The organism is Pseudomonas sp. LBUM1662 (genome assembly GCF_059695915.1).
The window spans coordinates 2,155,628-2,176,302 of the sequence record NZ_CP166793.1; the positions used below are offsets into that span (position 1 = coordinate 2,155,628).

Sequence of the window (20,675 nt, forward strand, 5' to 3'; positions counted from 1 at the left end):
CTCAACTGGTGGCTTGGCTGCGGCGTGAAGCAGGCAGCAGTTTGGCGATCGATGATCCGGCGCTGGCAGTTTGCTGGCCGAAACTGGCGTTATAGGTGGCGATGATTTCGCCGGCGATGGAGATGGCGATTTCCACAGGCAATTTGCCTTTGACTTCGCCGATGCCCATCGGGCAGCGCATGCGTTGCAGCACGGCGCTGTCGAAACCACGGTCACGCAAGCGGTGTTCGAACTTCACGCGTTTGGTCTTCGAACCGATCAGGCCGAAGTAGGCGAAGTCGTTGCGCTTGAGGATCGCGGCGGTGAGTTCGAGGTCGAGCTGGTGGTTGTGGGTCATGACGATGCAGTAGCTGCCGGCGGGCAGGTTGTCGATTTCATCCGCCGGTTCTTCGGCGACAATTTTTCGCACGCCGTGGGGGATCTGTTCGGGGAATTCGGCTTCCCGCGAATCGATCCAGCGCACCCGGCAGGGCAGGCTGGCGAGCAGCGGCACCAGCGCCCGGCCGACATGGCCGGCGCCGAACACGGCGATCTGCGCCTGGACCTGGCCCATCGGTTCGAACAGCAACACGGTCACGCCGCCGCAACACTGGCCCAGGCTGGCGCCGAGGCTGAAGCGCTCCAGGTGCGTGTCCTGCTTGCCGCTGGCGAGCATCTCGCGGCCGATCTGCATGGCTTTGTATTCCAGGTGCCCGCCACCGATGGTGTCGAAGGTCTGGTTAGCGCTGATGACCATTTTCGAACCGGCATTGCGCGGCGTCGAGCCGAGCTCTTCGATGATGGTCACCAACACGCAGGGTTCACCCTGGGATTGCAGGTCGGCGAGGGCGTCGATCCAGTTGTACATGTTTCACCTCAACATTTCTGTTGTCTGTTCGGGCCTCTTTGCGGGCAAGCCTCGCTCCTACATGTTGGCGGTGATCGTTTGACCGCTATCAATCCTGTAGGAGCGAGGCTTGCCCGCAAAGGGCGCGCCGCGGTCTAGAGCGAAGCCAACTCGGCCTCCGCCTCAACGGCCTTCGCCGCCTTCAACTGCCGCATCTGCTCACACCCCCACAACACCCGCTCCGGGGTCGCCGGCGCATCGATCTTCGGTTGATGCTTGTAGTCACCGAGGCTCGCCACGGCATCCTTAATCGCACACCACGACGCGATGCCGAGCATGAACGGCGGCTCACCCACGGCCTTGGAATGGAACACCGTGTCTTCCGGGTTCTTGCGGTTTTCCACCAGCTTCACCCGCAGGTCCAGCGGCATGTCGGCAACGGCCGGGATCTTGTAGCTGGCCGGGCCGTTGGTCATCAGTTTGCCTTTGTTGTTCCACACCAGTTCTTCCATGGTCAGCCAACCCATCCCCTGGATGAAACCGCCCTCGACCTGGCCGATGTCGATGGCCGGGTTCAGCGAGTCGCCGACGTCGTGGAGGATGTCGGTACGGAGCATTTTGTACTCGCCGGTCAGGGTGTCGATGATGACCTCGCAGCACGCTGCCCCGAACGCGTAGTAGTAGAACGGCCGACCGCGCGCCTGACTGCGGTCGTAGAAGATTTTCGGGGTCTTGTAGAAGCCAGTGCTCGACAGCGACACCTGGGCAAAATACGCCTGCTGGATCAGCGCTTCGAACGTCAGGATGTGATCGCGAACCCGTACGTGGCCGTTGTGGAATTCCACGTCTTCTTCGCTGACCTTGTACTGGCGCGCAGCGAATTCCACGAGGCGTTTCTTGATGATTTCAGCCGCGTTCTGTGCCGCTTTACCGTTGAGGTCGGCGCCGCTGGACGCTGCGGTCGGCGAGGTGTTTGGCACCTTGTCGGTGTTGGTCGCGGTGATCTGCACGCGGTCCATTTCCACCTGGAACACTTCGGCCACCACCTGCGCAACCTTGGTGTTCAAACCCTGACCCATTTCCGTGCCGCCATGGTTCAGGTGGATGCTGCCGTCGGTGTAGACGTGGATCAGCGCACCGGCCTGGTTGAGGAAGCTGGCTGTGAAGGAAATACCGAATTTCACCGGGGTTAGCGCCAGGCCCTTTTTCAGGATCGGGCTGTTGGCGTTGTAGCGACGGATCGCTTCACGACGCTCGGCGTACTGGCTGCTTTCTTCCAGTTCGGCGGTCATTTCCTCGAGCATGTTGTGCTCGACGGTCTGGTAGTAATGGGTGACGTTGCGCTCGGTCTTGCCGTAGTAGTTGGCCTTGCGCACGGCAAGTGGATCGAGGGCCAGGTGACGGGCGATCGCGTCCATCACTTCCTCGATGGCGACCATCCCTTGCGGGCCGCCGAAACCACGGTAAGCGGTGTTCGACGCGGTGTTGGTCTTGCAGCGGTGACCGTTGATGGTCGCATCGCCCAGGTAGTACGAGTTGTCGGCGTGGAACATCGCGCGGTCGACAATCGACGCCGACAGGTCCGGCGAGCAACCGCAGTTGCCGGCCAGTTCCAGGGCTATGCCGTGCAGGCGACCGGTGCTGTCGAAGCCGACGTCATACTCGACGTAAAACGGGTGACGCTTGCCGGTCATCAGCATGTCTTCGACGCGCGGAAGGCGCATCTTGGTCGGCTGGCCGGTGAGATGGGCGACCACTGCGCACAGGCATGCCGGGCTCGCGGCCTGGGTTTCCTTGCCACCAAAACCACCGCCCATGCGGCGCATGTCGACGACGATTTTGTTCATCGACACGTCCAGCACTTCGGCCACCAGTTTCTGCACTTCGGTGGGGTTCTGGGTCGAGCAGTAGACGATCATCCCGCCGTCTTCAGTCGGCATCACCGAAGAGATCTGGGTTTCGAGGTAGAAATGCTCCTGGCCGCCGATGTGCAGCGTGCCCTGGATGCGATGTTCGGCAGTCGCCAATGCGCCGGCCGAATCACCGCGCTGATGGGTGTGGCTGTCGAGCACGAAGTGGCGTTTGCGCAATGCTTCAACCACGTCCAGCACCGGCTCGAGATCTTCGTATTCGATGATCGCGGCCATCGCGGCTTTGCGTGCGGTTTCCAGGTCTTTTGCAGCAACGGCCAGCACCGGTTGACCGACGAATTGCACGTCATCAATCGCCAACAATGGATCGCCCGGCAGCAATGGCCCGATGTCTTTCAGGCCCGGCACGTCTTCGTGGGTGATGACGATGCGTACGCCTTCAAAGGCGTAGCAAGGCTTGGTGTCGATGCTGATGATTTTCGCGTGGGCACGGTCTGACAGGCGTGCGTAAAGGTGCAGCTGATTGGGAAACTCCAGCCGGTCGTCGATGTACTGCGCTTCACCCGACACATGCTTGGCGGCGCTGTCGTGCTTGACGCTGCGGCCGACACCGGTGGTCAGGTCCTTGGCGAACAGTTCAGCCAGTTCGGCCTGGGTCTTCTCTACGGCGTGATGGTTAGACATAAGCGGTCACCCGAGTCTCGATGTGCGGCGTTTGCAGTTCGATGAAGTATTTGCGCAGCAGGTTTTGCGCGCTGAGCAGGCGATATTCCTTGCTGGCGCGGAAGTCCGAGAGCGGCGTGAAATCTTCGGCAAGTGCGGCGCAGGCGCGTTCGACGGTGGCGTGGTTGAACGGCGCGCCGAGCAACACGGTTTCGCAGTTGTTCGCACGTTTCGGAATCGCGGCCATGCCGCCGAACGCCACGCGGGCGTCGGCGATCACGCCGTTGTCGATGCGCAGGTTAAACGCGGCGCAGACGGCGGAAATATCATCGTCAAGGCGTTTGGAAACCTTGTACGCACGGAACAGTTGTTCGGCGCTGGCACGCGGCACGATGATCTTTTCGATGAACTCGCTTTCCTGGCGCGCGGTGACCCGGTAATCGATGAAGTAATCTTCCAGCGCCAGGGTGCGACGGGTTTCGCCTTTGCACAAAACGATCTGCGCGCCCAACGCGATCAGCAGGGGAGGCGAGTCACCAATCGGCGAGGCGTTGCCGATGTTGCCGCCGAGGGTGCCTTGGTTGCGGATCTGCAATGAAGCGAAGCGTTGCAGCAATTCGCCGAAGTCCGGGTATTCGGCTTTCAAGGCTTCGTAGCAATCTGAGAGCGCAGTCGCGGCGCCGATCTCCAGGCGATCGTCGAAGCGTTCGATGCGTTTCATTTCTGCGACGTTGCCGACGTAGATCATCACCGGCAATGCGCGGTGGAACTGGGTGACTTCCAGCGCCAGATCCGTACCGCCGGCCAGCAGCCGGGCCTGTGGATAAGCGTCGTAGAGGTCGGCCAGATCGGCCACGGTCAGCGGCACCAGACAGCGCTTGTCGCCACTGTTGAGTTCGCCGATGTCGGTGGGGGCGATGGCTTTCAAGCGGGCGATGGTGTCGGCTTCGCGCGCATCGAACTGGTCCGTTTGCTTGCCGCAGCAGGATTGTTCGGCGGCGGCGAGAATCGGCCGATAGCCGGTGCAGCGGCAGAGATTGCCGGCCAGTGCTTCGTGAGCTTTGTGGGCGTCCGGTTCGTCGCTGTTCTTTTGCAGCGCGAACAGCGACATTACGAAGCCCGGGGTGCAGAAGCCGCATTGCGAGCCGTGGCACTCGACCATGGCTTTCTGCACGCTGTGCAGTTCGCCCTGGTGCTTGAGGTCTTCGACACTGATCAGTTGTTTGCCGTGCAATGACGAAACGAACGTCAGGCACGAGTTGAGGCTGCGATAGCGAATGTGTTCGCGGCCATCGTCATCCGTTTGCAGCTCGCCGACCACCACGGTGCAGGCGCCGCAGTCACCGCTGGCGCAGCCTTCTTTGGTGCCGGGTTTGCCCACATGGTCGCGCAGATAATTGAGCACGGTCAGGTTTGGGTCCAGGGCGTGCTCGCTACGGAGTTCCTGGTTAAGTAAAAACTGGATCACGGAAGGCCTCGCAGACTCATTATTGTTGTTAACCGACTTGGACCGAATTTATCAGGTCTGACTTTGCGGTCAATGATTTTCTGACTTAAAGGTCAGGAAACAGCATTTTGTCGATCAACGACTCGTTCCTTCATTATTGACCCTCACGGGATAGCCTGCTTTTTGCGTGATTCGTGCCAAAAACCGCTGAGTGGGCACTCCGCCATGACCCTTCATGTGCGCTACACTGCGCCGCTTGTGCAGATCGAAGAGTTTGAAGGACAACCATGACGTTCAAGGCGCCGGACAGCCTCGCCGAGCAAATTGCTCACCACCTCGCCGAACGCATCATTCGTGGCGAAATGAAGCCCGGGGAGCGCATCCAGGAACAGAAGGTCACGCTGGCCCTCAATGTCAGCCGCGGATCGGTCCGCGAGGCTTTGCTGATTCTCGAGCGCCGCCACCTGATCGCGATCCTGCCGCGACGCGGTGCCCACGTCACCGAGCTCACCGCCCACAAGGTGCAGAGCCTGTGCACACTGATGAGCGAGCTCTATATTCTGTTGGGCAATGCCGTGGCCAAGGGCTGGCAGGTCCAGGCCGACATGGCGCCGTTCGTGCAGATCCAGCAGCGCCTGGCCGCCAGCTACGAACGTCAGGACATCCGCACCTTCGTCGACGACAGCTTCAACGTGATGCGCGCCGCGTACCCGTTTGCCAACAATCCGTACTTGCAGGAAACCGTCGAGAACCTGCAGCCGGCCATGAGCCGCGCGTATTTCCTCGCCCTGGACCAACGCAAGGCGTCGATGAGCGAGTTCCTCGAACTGTTCGAACGCTTGCTCGCGGCCGTGCTGGCCCGTGACTTTCCGCAGATCCGCGAAGTGCTGACGGCCTACGCCCAGCGCAGCTGCGATCTGGTGGTTTCTGCCCTGACGGACGCTTAAGCGTGCGGCTCAAGTGCATAAAACTGGCAGGGTTCAAATCCTTCGTCGACCCGACCACGGTGAACTTCCCCAGCAACATGGCGGCGGTAGTCGGGCCCAATGGCTGCGGCAAGTCGAACATCATCGACGCCGTTCGCTGGGTGATGGGCGAAAGTTCGGCGAAGAACCTTCGCGGCGAGTCGATGACCGACGTCATCTTCAACGGTTCGACCAGTCGTAAACCGGTGAGCCAGGCGAGTATCGAACTGGTGTTCGATAACTCCGACGGCACCCTGCTCGGCGAGTACGCCGCCTACGCGGAAATTTCCATTCGCCGCAAAGTGACCCGCGACAGCCAGACCACCTATTACCTCAACGGCACCAAATGCCGTCGTCGCGACATCACCGACATCTTCCTCGGCACCGGCCTCGGCCCGCGCAGCTACTCGATCATCGAGCAGGGGATGATCTCCAAGCTGATCGAGTCCAAGCCCGAAGACCTGCGCAACTTTATCGAAGAAGCGGCGGGCATCTCCAAGTACAAGGAACGCCGGCGCGAGACCGAAAACCGCATCCGCCGCACCCACGAAAACCTTGCGCGCCTGACCGACCTTCGCGAAGAGCTTGAGCGGCAGCTGGAACGTTTGCACCGCCAGGCCGAGGCTGCCAAGAAGTATCAGGAATACAAAGGCGAGGAACGTCAACTCAAGGCTCAGCTGTCGGCCCTGCGCTGGCAGGCGCTGAACGAACAGGTCGGGCAGCGCGAAGCGATCATCGGCAATCAGGAAGTCACCTTCGAAGCGTTGGTCGCCGAACAGCGCAATGCCGATGCGGCTATCGAACGCTTCCGTGACGGGCACCATGACCTGTCAGAGCGCTTCAATCTGGTGCAGGGGCGCTTCTATTCGGTCGGTGGCGACATCGCCCGGGTCGAGCAGAGCATCCAGCACGGTCAGCAGCGCTTGCGCCAGTTGCAGGACGATCTGAAAGAAGCCGAGCGCGCTCGTCTGGAAACCGAATCGCACCTGGGCCACGACCGTACCTTGCTGCTGACCCTCGGCGAAGAGCTGGACATGCACACGCCGGAACAGGAAGTCACCAGCGCCGCCGCCGAAGAGGCCGCTGCCGCGCTGGAAGACTCCGAAACCACCATGCACGCCTGGCAGGAGCAGTGGGACACGTTCAACCTCACGGCCGCCGAGCCGCGTCGCCAGTCCGAGGTTCAGCAATCGCGGATTCAGCAACTCGAAACCAGCATGGAGCGTCTGGCCGACCGGCAGAAGCGCCTCGGTGAAGAGCGCGCGTTGCTCTCGGCTGACCCGGAAGACGCCGCGATCATGGAACTCAGCGAGCAGCTCGCTGAATCCGAAGCGACGCTTGAGGATTTGCAGACCAGTGAACAAGCTCAGGTCGAAAAGCTTGAGCAACTGCGTCAGGAATTGCAGCACGCGCTGACCGCGCAACAGCAAGCCCAGGGCGATTTGCAGCGCCTTAACGGTCGACTCGCGTCCCTCGAAGCCTTGCAGCAAGCCGCGCTCGATCCGGGCACCGGCACCGCCGAATGGCTGCGCGAACAGCATCTGGCAGACCGTCCGCGTCTGGCCGAAGGTTTGAAAGTTGAAGCGGGTTGGGAGCTGGCGGTGGAAACCGTGCTCGGCGCCGACCTGCAAGCGGTGCTGGTGGATGATTTCGGTGATTTCGATCTGGCCGGGTTTGCCCAGGGCGATTTGCGTTTGCTCAGCCCCGCCAGTGATGGCGTGCGCGTGCCCGGAAGCCTGCTCGATAAAGTCGAAGCGCAGATCGATCTGTCGCCGTGGTTGGGGCAGGTCAAACCGGTCGAAAGTCTCGAAGAGGCATTAGCCCTGCGCGGTCAACTGGCGGCCGGCGAAAGCCTGATCAGTCGCGATGGTTACTGGGTCGGTCGGCATTTCTTGCGCGTACGCCGGGCAAGCGAAGCGGAAAGCGGTGTGCTCGCCCGCGGCCAGGAAATCCAGCGTCTGGGCCTTGAACGTGAAGAGCGCGAAGCCACGGTCGAAACCCTGGAAACCCAATTACAAAACCTGCGGGCGCAACAGCGTCAACAGGAAAACGGTCGCGAACATCTGCGTCGATTGCTGCAAGACGAAGCGCGTCAGCAAGGCGAATTGAAAGCCCAGTTGTCTGCCGGCAAAGCCAAGGTTGAACAACTGACGTTGCGTCGTACGCGCCTCGATGAAGAACTCACCGAACTGGCCGAACAGCGGGCGCTTGAGCACGAAAACATCGGCGAAGCGCGTCTGCAATTGCAAGAAGCCCTCGACGCCATGGCGCTGGACACCGAGCAGCGTGAGTTGCTGCTGGCCCAGCGCGACAGCCTGCGCGAGCGACTTGACCGGGTGCGTCAGGAAGCCCGGCAGCACAAGGATCACGCGCATCAATTGGCGGTGCGTCTGGGTTCGCTCAAGGCGCAACATGACTCGACACGTCAGGCGCTGGAACGCCTGGAAATGCAGTCCGAGCGCCTGACCGAGAAGCGCGAACAGCTGAGCCTCAATCTGGAGGAGGGCGAGGCGCCGCTGGAAGAATTGCGTCTGAAACTCGAAGAGTTGCTCGACAAGCGCATGACCGTCGACGAAGAACTCAAGACCGCGCAAATCGCTCTGGAAGACGCTGACCGTGAATTGCGCGATGCAGAAAAACGTCGCAACCAGGCCGAGCAGCAATCGCAGTTGATTCGCGGCCAGATGGAAACCCAGCGCATGGAATGGCAAGCCCTGACCGTGCGCCGCAAGACGCTGGAAGATCAGTTGCTGGAAGACGGCTACGACCTGCACGGCGTGCTTGCCACGCTGACTGCCGAGGCCAGCGAGAAGGACGCCGAAGAAGAACTCGAACGCATTGCCACGCGTATTCAGCGTCTCGGTGCGATCAACCTGGCGGCCATCGACGAATACACGCAACAATCCGAGCGTAAACGTTATCTGGATGCGCAGAACGACGATCTGGTGGAAGCACTGGACACGCTTGAGAACGTGATTCGCAAGATCGACAAGGAAACCCGAAACCGCTTCAAGGATACCTTTGATCAGATCAATGGCGGTTTACAGGCGCTTTTCCCAAAAGTTTTCGGTGGAGGACGCGCCTATTTGGAACTGACGGGCGAAGATCTACTCGATACAGGGGTAACGATCATGGCGCAGCCGCCCGGAAAGAAGAACAGCACCATCCATTTGCTCTCCGGTGGCGAAAAAGCCCTGACCGCATTGGCCCTGGTTTTTGCGATCTTCAAGTTGAATCCGGCACCGTTCTGCATGCTCGATGAAGTGGATGCACCGCTGGATGACGCTAACGTTGGACGCTACGCACGGTTGGTCAAAGAGATGTCGCAGACGGTGCAGTTCATCTACATCACCCACAACAAGATCGCCATGGAAATGGCCGATCAACTGATGGGTGTGACGATGCACGAACCGGGTTGCTCGCGTCTGGTGGCAGTGGATGTCGAGGAGGCGATGGCGATGGTGGAGGCCTGAGTCGGCGCGTGTAAGGCAAGTATTTTTGGTCTGTAGGACTTTTTTACCTGTCTCGACTTGCTGGCCAATCGACATATTCGCGCAAGCCATTGTGACAGACGGTGTAAAGTTGCCTTTGGTCGTGCTAGTTTAATGTCAATTTTTCGTATACGTGGGCAAAACGCCTGTCAGAACATAGAGTTGGCGCCACGTTTTAAAGCGGTTTGCGAGTTGTAAACCCCTTATTTTTCAGCATTTTTTATAGAGGCACGGGATTACATGGAAATCGGTCTGCGCGAGTGGCTGATCGTCATCGGCATTATTGTCATTGCCGGTATTCTTTTCGATGGCTGGCGTCGCATGCGCGGCGGCAAGGGAAAACTGAAATTCCGTCTTGACCGAAGTTTGTCCAATCTGCCGGACGAGGACACCAGCGCCGAGCTGTTGGGCCCGCCCCGCGTACTGGACACGCATAAAGAACCGCAACTGGACGAGCACGATCTGCCGTCGGTGAGCATGCCTGCCCGTGAACCGCGTGAATCGGGTTCCAAGCGCGGCAAGCGTAGCCATGGCGAGCCTTCCCAGGGCGACATGAACCTCAGCCTGGACCTGGACGGCGGCCCGAGCTTCAGCAGCCGTGACGACGATTTCCCGGATGACACCAAGTCCTCGCCTTCGGTCAGCGACAAGGAGCAACCGCAAGCCGAAGAAGTGCTGGTGATCAGCGTGATCTGCCGCGACGCTGCCGGCTTCAAGGGCCCGGCGCTGTTGCAGAACATTCTGGAAAGCGGTCTGCGTTTTGGCGAGATGGATATTTTCCACCGCCACGAAAGCATGGCCGGCAACGGTGAAGTCCTGTTCTCCATGGCCAATGCGGTCAAGCCGGGCATCTTCGATCTGGACGACATCGACCACTTCAGCACCCCGGCGGTGAGCTTCTTCCTCGGTCTGCCAGGCCCGCGTCATCCGAAGCAAGCCTTCGACGTGATGGTGGCTGCGGCGCGCAAACTGTCCCAGGAGCTGAATGGCGAACTGAAAGACGACCAGCGCAGCGTGCTGACCGCCCAGACGATTGAGCATTACCGTCAGCGCATCGTTGAATTCGAACGTCGCGCCCTGACCCAGAAGCGCTGATCTGTAGGAGCCAGGCTTGCCGGCGAAGGCGATCTCAAGTACGCCTTCGCCGGCAAGCCTGGCTCCTACAAAAAAAATCTACAGATTGAGCAGCCTCGGCTGCTCTTTTGCTTTATGAGAGAACACCCATGACCGCCGCCAAAACCCGCATTCTAGAGCTGCGCGCTGAGCTGGATCAGCACAACTACCGTTATCACGTACTCGACGAGCCGAGCATTCCGGATGTCGAGTACGACCGGTTGTTCCACGAGCTCAAGGCCCTTGAAGCGGCCAACCCCGACCTGATCACCAGCGACTCGCCGACCCAGCGTGTCGGCAGCGCGGCGTTGTCGGCGTTCACTCAGGTGCGCCACGAAGTGCCGATGCTCAGCCTCGGCAACGCCTTCGAAGAAACCGACATGCGCGAGTTCGATCGCCGGGTGACTGAAGGCCTGGACCTGCCGGCCGGTGACTTGTTTGGCGGCGGCGCGGCGGTGGAATACAGCTGCGAACCGAAGCTCGATGGCCTGGCGGTCAGCCTGCTTTATCAGGACGGCGTGTTGGTGCGCGGCGCAACGCGCGGCGATGGCACCACTGGCGAAGACATCAGCGTCAACGTGCGCACCGTGCGCAATATTCCGTTGAAGCTGCAAGGCACGGGCTGGCCAGCGACCCTGGAAGTGCGCGGCGAAGTGTTCATGTCCAAGGCCGGTTTCGAACGCCTGAACGCCACGCAACTGGAAGTCGGCGGCAAGACCTTCGCCAACCCGCGTAACGCGGCGGCCGGCAGCTTGCGCCAGCTCGATTCAAAGATCACCGCCAACCGTCCGCTGGAATTCTGCTGCTACGGGATCGGCCAGATTTCGGCAGACATTGCCGACACCCACATCGGCAATCTGAAACAGCTCCAGGCGTGGGGCATGCCGATCAGTCGCGAGCTGAAACTGGCGCACGGCATCGATGAGTGCCTGGATTACTACCGCGACATCGGTGAGCGCCGTAACGGGCTGGCCTATGAAATCGACGGCGTGGTGTTCAAGGTCAACAGCATCGCATCCCAGCGTGAGCTGGGTTTCCGCGCTCGCGAACCGCGCTGGGCGATTGCCCACAAATTCCCGGCCATGGAAGAGCTCACCGAGCTGCTCGACGTCGAATTTCAGGTCGGCCGCACCGGCGCCGTGACGCCTGTGGCGCGCCTGAAACCGGTCAAGGTCGCCGGTGTCACCGTGGCCAATGCGACGTTGCATAACATGGACGAAGTGGCGCGTCTGGGCCTGATGATCGGCGACACCGTGATCATTCGCCGCGCGGGCGACGTGATTCCGCAGGTGGTGCAAGTGGTCATGGAGCGTCGTCCGGATGATGCGCGTCCGGTGCAGATTCCCGAGAAGTGCCCGGTCTGCGGCTCGCATGTCGAGCGCACGCAACTGGTCAAGCGCAGCAAGGGGCGCGAGACCGTCAGCGAGGGCGCGGTGTATCGCTGCGTCGGTCGTCTGGCCTGCGGTGCGCAACTCAAGCAGGCGATCATTCACTTCGTCTCCCGTCGCGCGATGGACATTGAAGGCCTGGGTGACAAGAGCGTCGAGCAGTTAGTCGATGAAGGCCTGGTGAGTTCGCCGGCCGATCTGTATGCGCTGAAGTTCGATGACATTGTCGATCTGGAAGGCTTTGCCGAACTGTCGAGCAACAAACTGCTCGCCGCGATCCAAGACAGCAAGACACCGAGCCTGGCGCGGTTCATCTACGCCCTCGGCATTCCGGATGTCGGCGAAGAGACGGCCAAGGTACTGGCGCGCTCTCTTGGCTCGCTGGAGCGGGTTCAGCGGGCGTTGCCGCAAGTGCTGACGTACTTGCCGGATGTCGGCCTGGAAGTGGCTCACGAGATTCACAGCTTCTTTGAAGATGCGCATAACCAGCAGGTCATTAAGGAGCTGCTCAAGCACGGCCTGCAGATTCAGGATCAGGGCGAGTTGGGTGCCGAGTTTGCTGCCAGTACCACGCTGGGCGGTTTCCTCGACAAGCTGCACATTCCGTCGGTCGGGCCGGGCGGGGCGCAGAAGTTGGCGGACAAGTTTGGTTCGCTGGAATCGGTCATGAGCGCTGACTGGCTGGACATGCGTCAGGCCTTGCCGGAGAAGCAGGCGAATTCGGTTCGCGAGTTTTTTGCAGTGGCAGAAAACCGCCAGATAGCTGAGGCCGCTGAAAAGCAGTTGCGCGAGTTCGGCATGCACTGGCAGAGCGAGAAGAAAGTTGTCGAAGGCTTGCCGCTGGCGGGGCAGACCTGGGTGCTGACCGGTTCGCTGGAGTTGATGAGCCGTGATGTCGCCAAGGACAAACTCGAAAGCCTCGGGGCCAAGGTGGCGGGTTCGGTGTCGGCCAAGACCCATTGCGTGGTGGCCGGGCCGGGTGCCGGTTCGAAGTTGGCCAAGGCCAATGAACTGGGGTTGAAAGTGCTTGATGAAGAGGCGTTTGTCGAGTTTCTGAAGAAGCACGGTATCGACGTTTAAGATTGCCAAGATCGCAGCCTCGTTTCACTCGACAGCTCCTACAGGGGGAATACGATTCCATGTAGGGCTGTCGAGTAAAACGAGGCTGCGATCTTTTGATTTCACCCACGAAAAACGCGGGAACGATCTCAGGGCGGGAATGATCTAGTCTTGGCAAGCCCCAGGGAGAGATTGTCATGTACCGCTACTTCGAACAGCTCAGTTCACGCATCGCCGCGCCCTTTGTGGGTGAAAGTTCGCGCAACAGCAAGGTCTGGCATTGCCGCTGCGGGCAGTCGCTGTTCTTTCGCAACAGCCAGTGCCTGGCCTGTTCGGCGGCGTTGGGGTATCAGCCGGAGCAGAGTCGCTTGTCGTCGCTGCAACCCGGCTTGCAAGCGGATACCTGGTTGCTCGACGTCGACCCCGAAGCCGGTCTGTTCCGGCGCTGCGCCAATCTCGATTCCCCTGCCGCGTGCAATTGGCTGCTGCCAGCCAATGACCATGATGCGTTGTGCATCGCCTGTAGCCTGAATCGCACCATCCCCGACCTGTCGATTGGCGAAAACCACGAACGCTGGCGCAAGGTCGAGACCGCCAAGCGTCGCCTGGTCGCCCAGTTAATCAGCTTGGGGTTGCAGGTGATCCCCAAAACCGTCGATGAGCAAACCGGTCTGGCCTTCGACTTTATAGGTGTCGACCTTGAAGGCAAGCCGCCGACCACGGGTCACGCCAACGGCCTGGTTACCCTCGATATCAAGGAAGCCGACGACGCCCACCGCGAAAAGCTCCGGGTGCAAATGCACGAGCCTTATCGCACGTTGCTCGGGCATTTTCGTCATGAGGTCGGGCACTATTACTGGGACCGGCTGATCGCCAACAGTCACTGGCTGGAACCGTTCCGCAGCCTGTTCGGCGATGAGCGTTCCAGTTACGCCGATGCCCTCGAACGCCATTATCAGCAAGGCGCGCCGCTCGACTGGCAGCAACAGTGCGTCAGCGCCTACGCCACCATGCATCCGTGGGAAGACTGGGCGGAAACCTGGGCGCATTACCTGCACATGATGGACGCGGTGGACACGGCGCTGGGGTTTGGCATGAGCGCGCGCGAGATGGATTTCGACTACCAGCCGTTTCCGTCAGACACGCTCTACGATCCGCAACATCCCGGCGGCGCGGCGTTCCTGTCGTTCGTCAACGCGTGGATCGAGCTGGCCGGCATGCTCAATGAACTATCACGCAGCATGGGGCAGCCGGATTTCTACCCCTTCGTGCTGCCGCCGGCAGTGATTGCCAAGCTGCACTTCATCCACCTGGTCATCCAGCAAGAGGGCGGCCGGGCGGATGAAGTGCTGCAAGACCTCTAGCCAACTCCGTCCGCTTGTAGCAGCTGTCGAGCCTGCGAGGCTGCGCAGCAGTCGTCAATCCGGCACACGCAGTTTTACCTGCAAAACCGCGTCGTCTGATTTTGCGACTGCTTCGCAGCCGAACGCAGCCTCGCAGGCTCGACAGCTGCTACATAGCTACGGTGTTGTGCAGAATTTGCATGTCATTGAAGCAGCACATATTTTTTAATCCCCCCGAACGGTTGTAACTTCGTCTCAGATAGGTACAATGGCGCGGCTCGCCGTCAGGTGAGCGTCGTTATGGTGACCCCATCGGTCCCCCCGCAACGATTACCCGTGAACCTGGTCAGATCCGGAAGGAAGCAGCCACAGCGGGAACATTGTGTGCCGGGGTGTGGCTGGTGGGGTTGCCTCCATAACGCACCGCGAATCCTCTCTCGCGTTATCTATTCCAAAAGACTGTTGTTGTGCTGCCACGGCGTTCGTTCCGGGCGGTTTTTTGTTGTTTCCGATTTACAGAATGCACGCGAAAAAGGAGGCCGATGTGTCGTATCAGACACATCGGCCTCCTTTTTCATTTCCGCCACTAAGGCTTGGACAAGGCCTGGTCAACCGCTGCGATCAGCTTTCCCAGATCCTTCGGGGTGGCTTTGTGGATGACACCGAACAGATACGCCCGCTGTTCATCTTCATCGCCTGAATCCGCGAAAAAGGCTTTCAGCTTTACGTCCAGCACGTCGGCAAGCAGGAACAAGGCTTCAACGCTGGGGGTATAGGTTCCGGTTTCAAAGCGGCTGATGGTTTTGGGGTCAAAACCGGTTTTTTCGCCGAGTTCAGCCTGAGTAAGCCCCGCGACCTTGCGGTAGCGTCGGATGGCTGGACCCAAACTTGAAATTTGCATCGCTCAATTCCCATTTAGAATCAAGAACTTAACGATAGATTTTTGCATTAGACAACTGCATGATCCATCACCTTGCTTTGCAAAATGTGATGCGTTTCGTAGAATCGCCGCCAATAAGGGGTGTTTGGTGACCTGTTTCCCGAAAATGGGCGATGTAAATCCGCCAGCATTGCGCTCCTTTGCCAGCCTTGCACGAGGTTTTTGAGACTAGCTGATCTTCGGTTCTGCGCGGTCATCAAATGCGGGTCATGGAGTGAAAACGTGTTTGCGCAGTCCCACCGCTAGCGACAGCGAGCCTGATTCATGGATGAGAAATACCGCAGGGCCGTGGATGCCGCCGCCATTTTTTCCGAGACCGACCTGAGCGGCCGGATCACCCACGTCAATGATCAGTTCTGCGCCGTGTCCGGCTATAGCCGCGACGAATTGCTCGGGCAAAACCATCGTCTCCTCAATTCCGGCGTGCACACCACGGAGTTCTTCGCCGGCATGTGGCGCACCATCGCGCTGGGCGAGGTCTGGAAGGGCGATATCTGCAATCGCGCCAAGGACGGCAGCCTGTACTGGGTCGAAAGCACCATGGTGCCGGTACTCGACGACGCCACTGGACGGGTTGATCGATACTTGTCGATTCGTTTCGACGTCAGCGAAAAACGCCAGTTGTTGCACTCACTGCAATGGCGGGTCGGGCACGACGTGCTGACCGGGCTGCCCAATCGTGCGTTCCTCTCGGATCTGCTGGACCAGGCGCTGGAGTTTTCCCGGCAGGAAAACATCCCGCTCGCCGTGTGCATGCTCGACCTCGACGGCTTCAAAGCGGTCAACGACGGCTACGGTCACGCCAGTGGCGATCAATTGCTGGTAGAAGTGGCCAAGCGCTTGCGCCAGATCGTGCGTGGCGAAGATGTGGTGGCGCGGTTGGCCGGCGACGAGTTCGTTCTGGTGTTGCGTTACGTGCGGGACCTGCCGGAATTGCGCGCGGCGCTGAACCGGGTGCTGGGGGCAATTTCGGCGCCGTACACCTTGCATGGCAAGGACATCAATGTATACGCCAGCATCGGCGTCACGCTGTTTCCCTTCGACAAAGAAGATGCCGAAACCCTGTTGCGTCACGCCGATCAGGCCATGTACGTGGCCAAGCAGCGCGGGCGCAACCGATTCCATCTGTTCGATGTGTCCCGGGATCAGGAGGTCAAGGCCACTCACCAGACGGTCGAGCGCGTGCGCCAGGCGCTGGCTGCCGATGAGTTGCGACTGCATTTCCAGCCCAAGGTCAATATGCGCCTGGGTGTGGTGGTCGGCTTCGAGGCGCTGTTGCGCTGGGAACATCCGCAGAACGGCATGGTGCCGGCCCGGGAGTTTTTGCCACTGGTGGAAGAGACCGACCTTATTGTCGACATCGGTGAATGGGTGATGGATCAGGTGCTGACGCAGTTGCACCGCTGGCAGCAGGCGGGGCAGGGCTGGCCGATCAGCATTAATATCGCGGCACGGCATTTTCAGCGCGCCGATTTCGTCGACCGGCTCAAGCACGTCCTCGCCCGGCATGCCAACGTTGCGCCGCAGATGCTCGACCTGGAGATCGTCGAGTCAGTCGCGATCGAGAATATCCAGCACGTCAGCGCCTGCTTGCAGGCCTGTCAGGCATTGGGGGTGCAGTTTTCTCTGGGCGATTTCGGCACCGGCTATTCGTCGCTCAGTTACCTCAAGCGTTTGCGCACCCAAACCATCAAGATTGATAAATCGTTTGTGCGCGACATTCTGGATGATCGCGATGACCTGGCGCTGACCACCGCGGTGATCGGTCTGGCCCGGGCGTTTGGCCGACAGGTGATTGCCGAAGGGCTGGAAAGTATCGAGCACGGGGAGTTGCTGTTGCGACTGGGGTGTGAAGTGGCTCAAGGCTATTTCATTGCCCGGCCAATGCCGCCTGCCGATGTGCCGGCGTGGGTCGCCGGGTTTGTCGCGCCGCCGCAATGGCAGGCGCTGGATCAGGTGGGCTGAACTTTTTCGACCACCGCTGAACCCCTGTGGGAGCGGGCTTGCTCGCGAAAGCGGTGTATCAGTCGACACCAATGTTGAATGACACACTGTTTTCGCGAGCAAGCCCGCTCCCACAATGGTCCACTGTCTTTCAGAAAGATCGCTTACGGTGTACCGGGTTCCGAGCCTATATAAAGCCGAATAATGTCATCAATCTCCCCCGACATTTTCATCCGCAGCAGCGTGCGCAATATACGTTGCACCGGCACCTTGGGGTCGTTACGCACGTAGCAGCCGACGCTCTGTTCCTGCAGCACTGCCACGCCTTTGAGTTGTCGGTCGGGCAGCAGGCGTTGATTGAACCAGTCCAGCGTCCATTGATTGCTCACGGCATAGCGATAGCGCCCGGCGTGGAGTTTTTCCAGCACCTGTTCCTGGTTTCGCGCGTCTTCGCGGTGCAGTCGGTCGGCATCGAAAAAGGGTTGCAACGTCGGGTAACTGTAGCCGAGTACGGTGCCGATGGCTTGTCGCGACAAGTTCGCCGGCACAACCGAGGGTAGCGGATCTTGCCGGCTGATCAGCATGTCGCGTTGAAACCACAGTGGAATGCTCCAGATGTAGTCGCCGGACTGATTCGGCAGCCAGGACTGCGCGGCATAGCAGCGCACGTCGACCTCGCCGTGTTCCATGGCGCTTTGCACCCGCGCCCGCGGCAGCACATGAATTTCGGCCGGCACGCCGACCTGGGTCGCGAGGCTGAGCATCACGTCAAACAGGATGCCCTGGGTCACTTGCCCGCGTTCCAGGTGCACCATCGGCATCGCCCAACTGTCGGGCACTACGAAACGCAGCGGCGCCTCGGCGGCGGCGACGTTCAGGCTTATCCACAGCAGTGCCCCCAAGGCAAAACGCATAAACGCTCCGGTACGTCGCAAACCTGAGCCGATAAAAGCCCCCCAAAGTGCATCTTAGCCAGATTAGACGAGCGCACCGGATGCAATTTTGGCCTTGCTCCGCTAGCATTAGCCGCTTCTGTTCCTTCGTTGCGACGGTTTTCGATGAGTTATCAGGTTCTTGCACGTAAATGGCGTCCGCGCTCGTTCCGCGAAATGGTCGGCCAGACCCATGTGCTCAAGGCTCTGATCAATGCCTTGGACAGCCAGCGGCTGCACCACGCCTACCTGTTCACCGGTACACGCGGGGTCGGCAAGACCACCATCGCGCGCATCATCGCCAAATGCCTGAATTGTGAAACAGGTATCACTTCGACGCCTTGCGGCGAGTGTTCGGTGTGCCGCGAAATCGATGAAGGCCGCTTTGTCGACCTGATCGAGATCGACGCCGCGAGCCGGACCAAGGTCGAAGATACCCGCGAACTGCTCGACAACGTGCAGTACGCGCCGAGCCGCGGGCGCTTCAAGGTCTACCTGATCGACGAAGTGCACATGCTCTCCAGCCATTCCTTCAATGCGCTGTTGAAAACCCTTGAAGAGCCGCCGCCCTACGTCAAGTTCATCCTGGCGACGACTGACCCGCAGAAACTTCCTGCAACCATTCTCTCGCGCTGCCTGCAGTTCTCCCTGAAGAACATGACGCCGGAGCGCGTGGTCGAGCATTTGACCCATGTGCTGGGCGTCGAGAACGTGCCGTTCGAAGACGACGCACTGTGGCTGCTGGGTCGTGCCGCTGACGGCTCGATGCGTGACGCCATGAGCCTGACCGACCAGGCCATCGCCTTCGGTGAAGGCAAGGTCATGGCCGCCGACGTGCGGGCCATGCTCGGCACGCTCGATCACGGTCAGGTCTACGATGTTCTGCATTCGTTGATCGAAGGCGACGCCAAGGCGCTGCTCGAAGCCGTCCGCCATTTGGCTGAACAAGGCCCGGACTGGAACGGCGTGCTCTCGGAAATTCTCAACGTGCTGCACCGTGTCGCTATCGCCCAGGCCTTGCCTGAAGGCGTCGACAATGGCCACGGCGACCGTGATCGAGTGTTGGCGCTGGCTCAAGCCTTGCCGGCCGAAGACGTGCAGTTCTATTACCAGATGGGCCTTATCGGCCGCCGCGATTTGCCGCTGGCGCCGGACCCGCGTGGTGGCTTCGAGATGGTCCTGTTGCGAATGCTCGCGTTCCGACCGGCGGACACGGCCGACGCCCCGAGGCAACCGCTAAAGCCAGTGGGGATCAGCCAGGCCACAGTTGATTCCGCAAATTCAGTGGCTGCCGCGCCGGTTGTGGCGCCGGTAGTCGCTGCGGCAGTTGCACCCGTTGCGCCTGTGCCTGAACCCGTTGCTGCGGTGGTTGCTGCTCCAGCGCCTGAACCGGTTGCACCCGTTGTCGTGGCCGAGCCTGTGGTTGAGCCCGTCGCGGTCGAAGCAGTGGTCGACTTGCCGTGGAATGACCCGGTCGAACCGGAGCCCGTCCAGCAACCCGCCGTCGAGCCGGTCCTGGAAACCGCCAGCGAACAGCCCGATCTGCCGCCGATGCCGTTGCCGACGCCTGACAGCGTGGTGCCGGACGCGCCGGAGTGGGCCGCTGCGCCGATCCCGGAACCCTCGGTGGCCGACGTCGACGCCGCTACTCCGGGCGTGGACCTGGATGACGAGCCGCCGCTGGACGAAGACTACATCGAGCCAGACATGGATTCGGCCTACAGCTACCTCGATGAACTGGCCAGCGAACACACCGCCGAACCCGTGCCGGAACCCGAGCCCGAGCCGGCCGCCATGCCCGCTACCGGTCTGGCCCTGCAATGGCTGGAGTTGTTTCCGAAACTGCCGATCTCCGGCATGACCGGCAGCATCGCCGCCAACTGCACCCTGATCGCGGTCGATGGCGACAACTGGCTGATGCACCTGGACCCGGCCCACAGCGCCTTGTTCAACGCGACCCAGCAACGCCGTCTCAACGATGCGTTGAACCAGTTTCACGGGCGTACGCTGACCCTGAACATGGAGCTGATCAAGCCTGAGCAGGAAACCCCGGCCCAGGCTGCGTCCCGTCGTCGTGCGAACCGTCAGCGCGAGGCCGAGGAGTCGATCCACGGTGATCCGTTCATCCAGCAAATGATGCAGCAGTTCGGTGCGGTGGTCCGCAACGATACTATTGAACCTGTCGAAGCCCTGGTCAGTCAGGGCTAATAACTGAAGGCGTTTGGCCCAAGGGCCGGGCGCTGTTTAATCCAAGTACTTTTGAGGTGATTCCCATGATGAAAGGTGGCATGGCCGGCCTGATGAAGCAGGCGCAGCAGATGCAGGAAAAAATGGCCAAGATGCAGGAAGAACTGGCCAACGCCGAAGTCACCGGCAAAGCCGGCGGCGATATGGTCACCGTGGTGATGACCGGTCGTCACGACGTCAAGCGCGTGACCATCGACCCAAGCCTGGTTGAAGGCCTGAGCGAAGACGACAAGGAAATGCTGGAGGCCGTGTTCGCCGCCGCCGTCAACGACGCCGTGCGCAAGATCGAAGCCAACAGCCAAGACAAAATGGGCAACATGACCGCTGGCATGCAACTGCCACCGGGTATGAAACTGCCGTTCTGATTCGCCAAAGCGCGTCGGATGAGCTACAAAAAAATGCCAGGCAGTGCGCCTGGCATTTTTGTTTCTGTCAGTTGGAAATGT

General features: G+C 60.3%; 13 protein-coding genes and 1 other RNA gene. 9 read left to right on the plus strand and 5 right to left on the minus strand.

Translation table 11 applies throughout. The features are described from left to right. Window position 1: 1 nt before the first annotated feature. The 3 genes from xdhC to xdhA all read right to left on the minus strand — a co-directional run bounded on the left by xdhC (window position 2) and on the right by xdhA (window position 4,828). Window positions 2–847 carry a xanthine dehydrogenase accessory protein XdhC gene (xdhC, locus tag ACA049_RS09785; RefSeq protein ID WP_497334972.1) on the minus strand — a complete coding sequence of 282 codons (846 nt, stop codon included), beginning with the start codon at window positions 845–847 and terminating at the stop codon, window positions 2–4. 134 nt (window positions 848–981) lie between these two features. Beyond that, window positions 982–3,381, minus strand: a complete 2,400-nt coding sequence (gene xdhB, locus ACA049_RS09790; protein ID WP_497334974.1) for a xanthine dehydrogenase molybdopterin binding subunit — start codon at window positions 3,379–3,381, stop codon at window positions 982–984. After that, window positions 3,374–4,828: a xanthine dehydrogenase small subunit gene (gene xdhA / locus ACA049_RS09795; protein ID WP_497334976.1), complete on the minus strand. Its 1,455-nt coding sequence runs from the start codon at window positions 4,826–4,828 to the stop codon at window positions 3,374–3,376. Before xdhA ends, xdhB begins: the two co-directional genes overlap by 8 nt. Window positions 4,829–5,094: 266 nt before the next feature. Here xdhA and ACA049_RS09800 point away from each other — a divergent pair, with 266 nt between their 5' ends. From ACA049_RS09800 to ffs, 6 genes are all read left to right on the plus strand, one after another. Beyond that, window positions 5,095–5,754, plus strand: a complete 660-nt coding sequence (locus ACA049_RS09800; RefSeq protein WP_461957980.1) for a GntR family transcriptional regulator — start codon at window positions 5,095–5,097, stop codon at window positions 5,752–5,754. Window positions 5,755–5,756: 2 nt separating this feature from the next. Further along, window positions 5,757–9,245 carry a chromosome segregation protein SMC gene (smc, locus tag ACA049_RS09805; RefSeq protein ID WP_497334978.1) on the plus strand — a complete coding sequence of 1,163 codons (3,489 nt, stop codon included), beginning with the start codon at window positions 5,757–5,759 and terminating at the stop codon, window positions 9,243–9,245. Between the two features lie 258 nt (window positions 9,246–9,503). Further along, on the plus strand, window positions 9,504–10,358 hold the full coding sequence (gene zipA / locus ACA049_RS09810) for a cell division protein ZipA (RefSeq protein ID WP_497334980.1): 855 nt from the start codon (window positions 9,504–9,506) through the stop codon (window positions 10,356–10,358). Between the two features lie 128 nt (window positions 10,359–10,486). After that, window positions 10,487–12,844: an NAD-dependent DNA ligase LigA gene (ligA, locus tag ACA049_RS09815; RefSeq protein ID WP_497334982.1), complete on the plus strand. Its 2,358-nt coding sequence runs from the start codon at window positions 10,487–10,489 to the stop codon at window positions 12,842–12,844. A gap of 176 nt (window positions 12,845–13,020) precedes the next feature. After that, complete coding sequence (locus ACA049_RS09820; protein ID WP_497334984.1) at window positions 13,021–14,187, plus strand: zinc-binding metallopeptidase family protein; 1,167 nt, start codon at window positions 13,021–13,023, stop codon at window positions 14,185–14,187. A gap of 289 nt (window positions 14,188–14,476) precedes the next feature. Continuing rightward, window positions 14,477–14,573: signal recognition particle sRNA small type (ffs, locus tag ACA049_RS09825), an RNA gene on the plus strand. Window positions 14,574–14,752: 179 nt separating this feature from the next. Here ffs and ACA049_RS09830 read toward each other — a convergent pair. Then, window positions 14,753–15,067, minus strand: coding sequence for a helix-turn-helix domain-containing protein (locus ACA049_RS09830; protein WP_497334986.1), 315 nt, complete (start codon window positions 15,065–15,067; stop codon window positions 14,753–14,755). A 303-nt stretch (window positions 15,068–15,370) separates the two neighbouring features. Between ACA049_RS09830 and ACA049_RS09835 the strand changes: the two genes are divergently transcribed. Then, window positions 15,371–17,071: a putative bifunctional diguanylate cyclase/phosphodiesterase gene (locus ACA049_RS09835; protein ID WP_497334988.1), complete on the plus strand. Its 1,701-nt coding sequence runs from the start codon at window positions 15,371–15,373 to the stop codon at window positions 17,069–17,071. 143 nt (window positions 17,072–17,214) lie between these two features. Here ACA049_RS09835 and ACA049_RS09840 read toward each other — a convergent pair whose 3' ends face one another. Beyond that, window positions 17,215–17,964, minus strand: coding sequence for a substrate-binding periplasmic protein (locus ACA049_RS09840; protein WP_497334990.1), 750 nt, complete (start codon window positions 17,962–17,964; stop codon window positions 17,215–17,217). A 144-nt stretch (window positions 17,965–18,108) separates the two neighbouring features. Between ACA049_RS09840 and dnaX the strand changes: the two genes are divergently transcribed. Together dnaX and ACA049_RS09850 are read left to right on the plus strand one after the other, a co-directional pair. After that, entirely contained in the window at window positions 18,109–20,190 is a 2,082-nt protein-coding gene (gene dnaX / locus ACA049_RS09845) for a DNA polymerase III subunit gamma/tau (protein ID WP_497334992.1), read from the plus strand. Window positions 20,191–20,255: 65 nt separating this feature from the next. Beyond that, the gene (locus tag ACA049_RS09850) at window positions 20,256–20,594 is read left to right on the plus strand and encodes a YbaB/EbfC family nucleoid-associated protein (RefSeq protein ID WP_109628912.1); all 339 of its coding nucleotides are present in this window, start codon (window positions 20,256–20,258) and stop codon (window positions 20,592–20,594) included. Window positions 20,595–20,675: the final 81 nt, after the last annotated feature.

Bases quoted from the DNA above. Each gene is read 5' to 3' on its own strand.
- xdhC (WP_497334972.1), bottom strand. From the start codon at position 847: ATGTACAACTGGATCGACGCCCTCGCCGACCTGCAATCCCAGGGTGAA.
- xdhB (WP_497334974.1), bottom strand. From the start codon at position 3,381: ATGTCTAACCATCACGCCGTAGAGAAGACCCAGGCCGAACTGGCTGAA.
- ACA049_RS09800 (WP_461957980.1), top strand. From the start codon at position 5,095: ATGACGTTCAAGGCGCCGGACAGCCTCGCCGAGCAAATTGCTCACCAC.
- zipA (WP_497334980.1), top strand. From the start codon at position 9,504: ATGGAAATCGGTCTGCGCGAGTGGCTGATCGTCATCGGCATTATTGTC.
- ligA (WP_497334982.1), top strand. From the start codon at position 10,487: ATGACCGCCGCCAAAACCCGCATTCTAGAGCTGCGCGCTGAGCTGGAT.
- ACA049_RS09820 (WP_497334984.1), top strand. From the start codon at position 13,021: ATGTACCGCTACTTCGAACAGCTCAGTTCACGCATCGCCGCGCCCTTT.
- ACA049_RS09830 (WP_497334986.1), bottom strand. From the start codon at position 15,067: ATGCAAATTTCAAGTTTGGGTCCAGCCATCCGACGCTACCGCAAGGTC.
- ACA049_RS09835 (WP_497334988.1), top strand. From the start codon at position 15,371: ATGGATGAGAAATACCGCAGGGCCGTGGATGCCGCCGCCATTTTTTCC.
- ACA049_RS09840 (WP_497334990.1), bottom strand. From the start codon at position 17,964: ATGCGTTTTGCCTTGGGGGCACTGCTGTGGATAAGCCTGAACGTCGCC.
- dnaX (WP_497334992.1), top strand. From the start codon at position 18,109: ATGAGTTATCAGGTTCTTGCACGTAAATGGCGTCCGCGCTCGTTCCGC.
- ACA049_RS09850 (WP_109628912.1), top strand. From the start codon at position 20,256: ATGATGAAAGGTGGCATGGCCGGCCTGATGAAGCAGGCGCAGCAGATG.